This is a genomic window from Novipirellula sp. (genome assembly GCF_041583735.1).
Classification (GTDB): domain Bacteria; phylum Planctomycetota; class Planctomycetia; order Pirellulales; family Pirellulaceae; genus Novipirellula.
Window position 1 is genome coordinate 1 of record NZ_JBFHFD010000705.1, and the last position, 4,326, is coordinate 4,326.

Annotated in this window: 3 protein-coding genes and 1 pseudogene; 1 reads left to right on the forward strand and 3 read right to left on the reverse strand. The window is 54.7% G+C overall.

Features of this window, described 5'->3' with window-relative positions; all coding sequences use genetic code 11:
• The 3 genes from arsJ to ABX962_RS31350 all read right to left on the reverse strand — a co-directional run.
• On the reverse strand, nt 1–1,251 hold a 1,251-nt coding region (gene arsJ, locus ABX962_RS31340; RefSeq protein WP_372725492.1), incomplete at its 3' end, for an organoarsenical effux MFS transporter ArsJ.
• The gene (locus ABX962_RS31345) at nt 1,238–2,263 is read right to left on the reverse strand and encodes an ArsJ-associated glyceraldehyde-3-phosphate dehydrogenase (protein ID WP_372725493.1); all 1,026 of its coding nucleotides are present in this window, start codon (nt 2,261–2,263) and stop codon (nt 1,238–1,240) included. The genes ABX962_RS31345 and arsJ, both read right to left, overlap by 14 nt.
• Complete coding sequence (locus tag ABX962_RS31350) at nt 2,260–2,634, reverse strand: ArsR/SmtB family transcription factor (RefSeq protein ID WP_372725494.1); 375 nt, start codon at nt 2,632–2,634, stop codon at nt 2,260–2,262. Before ABX962_RS31350 ends, ABX962_RS31345 begins: the two co-directional genes overlap by 4 nt.
• A 642-nt stretch (nt 2,635–3,276) precedes the next feature.
• Here ABX962_RS31350 and ABX962_RS31355 point away from each other — a divergent pair.
• Nucleotides 3,277–4,326: pseudogene (locus ABX962_RS31355) on the forward strand (dockerin type I domain-containing protein); the annotation flags it as partial.

Genomic DNA, 4,326 nt, shown 5'->3' on the forward strand with positions numbered 1-4,326 from the left:
ATTGGAAGATCGGTCGGAGGTCGGCAAATAAAGCGTCATCGCCGCGGCAATCAACACAAACGCGCACGAGGTCCATAAGCATCCCGGCAATCCGGCAAGCAAAAACATCGTGCCCGATAGGAGTGTGCCCACAAGCCGACCACAGGCATTTGCCATGTAATAAAAACCGACATTCAGCGCAACCTTGTCCGAGTCCGCGTAGGCGAGGATCAGATAGGAATGAACCGATGAGTTCACGGCAAACACCACTCCGAACACCGCCAACCCCAACAGGATGCTGATGTTGGGATAGAAGTCGACTTGGATGGCAATCGCCAGAGCGAGTGAAACGAGGAACAGCGTGAATCCCCAGCTCTGTGCGGCTCGTGCACCGCCGGTGATTCCGCCGGTGCGGTTTGCAAACCGTGGCGCCGATGCTTGGATGAACCCATAACCGATCACCCACGCGGCGAGAAAGCCGCCGATGCCGGCAAAGCTCCAACCAAGATGCGAAGCGAGGAAGACCGGAAGTCCGACGACGAACCAAACATCTCGGGCTCCGAACAGAAAGAAGCGAGCGAACGAAAGGATGTTGATCTCGCGGTTTTTCGAAAACAGTTCCTTGAACCGGACCTTCGATTTGGCTTTCCCCATTTCGGACCGGAGCATGGTGACCGAACACACAAGCACCACGCCAAGCCCCGCCGCCATCGCCCAAAGCGACGCTGCAAAGCCGAGCCACTGAAGCAGCACGCCACCAAGCAAGAAACCGACGCCCTTCAATGCATTCTTGCTACCCGTCAATACCGCCACCCATTTGTAAAGACGCGATTGACTTTCCGCTTCATCGGGATCCTTGACCAACAACTTGACCGCGCTCTTGGAACTCATCTTCGTCAAGTCTTTGGCGATGCCGGAAATCGCTTGACTGCCCATCACGTAGGCAACCGAGACCCACGCGACCCACTCGGGCTGGATGAACGACAACATCGTCAACGCAACGATCTGCAGTGCCAATCCAGCAAACAGAGTGATGCGAAGCCCGTAGCGTGATGCGATCCAACCACCCAATAAATTGGTGATGACCCCACAGAATTCGTACAGCAAGAACAGAAACGCAAGGCTGACCGGCGAATACCCCAATTCATGAAAATGAAGTAGCACCAACATGCGCAAGGCACCGTCGGTCAGGGTGAACCCCCAATACGCCGCTGTAACAAGTCCGTAGCTCTTTTTGTCCACTGGTGTCCCTACGGTTTTATGCGGGTGCATGACTTGGCAAACGACAAGCAACCTTCTTGACCAATTCCATCATGCGATTGGCGTATCCGACCTCGTTGTCGTACCAAACCCGGATCTTCACCATGGTTTCGTCGATCATCATCGTCGAGGGAGCGTCGACGATTCCCGAACGGATATCGTTCACGTAATCCGCCGACACGAGTGGCTTTGTTTCAAACCCAAGAATGCCCTTCAAATCGCCTTCCGATGCATCCTTTAGTCGATCATTGACTTCGTCGGCACTCGCGGGCCGCTGCAGCTCAAACACGCAGTCGGTCAGCGATGCATTGAGTAGCGGCACTCGAACCGCCAAACCATTCAATTTGCCTTCGAGCTCGGGGTAGATCATCGTGATCGCTTTCGCCGAACCGGTCGTCGTCGGAACCAACGAATTCAAAGCCGATCTCGCTCGACGCAAATCGGCATGCGGTGTATCGACGATCACCTGCGTGTTGGTAACATCATGCAGCGTGGTGATCACCCCATGCTTGATTCCAAACTGTTCGTGGACCACCTTGACGACCGGAGCCAGGCAGTTGGTCGTGCATGACGCCGCGGTAAGCAGATGGTGCTGATCGGGATCATAAAGATCGTCGTTGCAACCCATGACCACATTCAATGCACCTTCCTTGACGGGTGCCGCGACGACGACCTTCTTGACACCTTGTTCAAAGTACGGGTTCAGCGTTTCCAGCGTGCGAAACTTTCCCGAACTCTCCACCACGATGTCCACCCCCAGGTCCCGCCATGGAACCTCTGCAGGCGTACTGTGGCTCGAGAAACTAACGCGTTTGCCCTCGACATTGATCGTGTCATCGGTGGACTCGATCTCTTTTTGCCAGCGGCCGTGAACGGTATCAAACTCAAGCAAATGAGCTGCTGCCTTGGTTCCGCCTTTGACTTCATTCACGTGCACGATTTCGAAATCGGGCCAATCCCAGGCAGCTCGAAAGCCCAGGCGACCCATGCGGCCAAATCCATTAATCCCGACGCGGATACTCATTTCTCTGCCACCTTTCCACACGATTTCCGTTTCTTGGTCTGTTTCTTTCCCGCCGGATCACAAGAACCCGGGGCACAAAGTTCCGGCCTGCCTTGGCAGCAGTCTTCGGTCAGAAAACCCATCAAGCAATTAATTCCCTTGACGTTGATCGCGTAGATGACCGAACGTCCCTGTTTGTGCGACTCGACCAGTCCGGCATGCGACAATTCCTTCAAATGAAATGACAGCGTCGCCGGAGGTATCTTCAATTTCTCGGCAATTTGTCCCGCTGGCAGCCCGGACGGTCCCAGCCGAACAAGCAACCGAAAGACCTCCAAGCGTGATTCCTGGGCGAGTGCATGAAGAGCAATAACAGCCTGATTTATTTCCATCGTTCTAAAACTATCGAACATTCCCGATGAGTCAATAGTCGATGCACCGGGCGCGACGCAGCAAGGCCGCCGACGACGCAAAATCGCAGCCGATCCGCTTCAAAACAGACAGATGGGAGCAACACCCAAAACTAAAAACAGTCGATCAGAGTAGGAAGATCATGGCTGCGAATCGACACGTTTTGGGTTCGACTTGGAAACCATTTATCCGCCCAAACCACGTAAAAACCGAGTTTTTCAGCAACCTCCGGAATGCTTGCGGTTTTTCGAAACCTATCACATCGGACACCCCATTCTTTCCCGCACCGCGGCAACGATGAAGATATGATGAATTCCTCGTTTTTTGGGGTGCCGTGACGCATAGGTCGTAAGCGAGTGTGCCCGTTTTCATGACAGTGACCCGCTAATGCGATTGAGAGCATCTTCGGATGCGTTTCGGGGGTCACTTCTTTGAGTGTCTCCTGGACCGTTTTTAGGCGTGTGCGGCGCCACGTTGGTGCGGTTGGGGGTACCGCCATATCTCGCGGCGAACGCATCGCTGCCGCTTGAAATTCTGTGACATTTCCGCGGCACAATGGTCCTTTCGTAATAAGCCGCGGCCTATCGGCTTATCTACCCCCAATCTTTTCGCCAGGTGTCTCCATGTCCAAAAAACGCTTGAAGACTCGACGTCGACTGCGAGCCGAATCGCTCGAAACGCGTCAACTGCTTGCCGCCAACATTTTCCACAACGAATTGATGCCCGAGGATGTCAACGAAGACGGACAAATCTCTGCACTCGATGCGCTGACCGTCATCAACGAGATGAATCGACAATAGCAAGGGACCGGTTCGCTCGACGGTCAATCACGTGCCATAGGCAGCGGTCGCATGACCGATGTCAACAACGATGGTCGCAACACCGCCCTGGACGCCTTGATGGTGATCAATCGGCTCAATCGCGAACGCGGAAATTTCGGCAATGACGACTTTGGCAACGAGACACCGACGGAAACTCCTACCGAAACACCAAGCGACGAGACGGACAACCAGAACTCGGACGAAATTGATGACACCATCGCGGACGAAAGCTCGGACGTCGTCTTGGCATGGAACGATCTATTCGGAGAAATCCTGGGAGACACCGACGGATCGCTACAAACGCCTGGATACGCCTCCCGCTCGATGGCGATGTTGAACCTTGCGATCTACGACGCCGTCGGGATTGCAACCGATGGCGATGACGCCAATACGTTTTATGACTACTCGATTGACATTGGTAGCAACACCGAATTGTCGGCCGAAGTCGCCGCTTCGCAAGCCGCCTACACCGTGCTGAGCAGCTTGTATCCCGGCCAACAAGAAACGCTCAACGCCTTCTTACAAACCAGCCTCGCCGGCACCGAGACCAGTCGCTCGACCGAGGCAAGTTTGGCGATCGGCAGCGAGATCGGTGAGACGATCCTTGCCATTCGTGCCAACGATGGCTCCGATGTCATCGGCATATACGAGTACACCGATGAAGCCGGGTACTTTCAACCCGATCCGCTCAACCCCGACGTCCCTGCTTGGGGCCCGGCATGGGGTGATGTCGATACCTTTGCGATCGATTCGACCGACGATTTTGTCCCCGAGTCACCACCGGAACTGACCAGCGAAGCGTACGCGGAAGCCTACAACGAAGTGCTCGAATTGGGCTCGATTGACAGTGAA

What these genes read in the sequence shown, in the direction of transcription:
- ABX962_RS31345 (WP_372725493.1), bottom strand. Translation starts at nt 2,263, where the DNA reads ATGAGTATCCGCGTCGGGATTAATGGATTTGGCCGCATGGGTCGCCTG.
- ABX962_RS31350 (WP_372725494.1), bottom strand. Translation starts at nt 2,634, where the DNA reads ATGGAAATAAATCAGGCTGTTATTGCTCTTCATGCACTCGCCCAGGAA.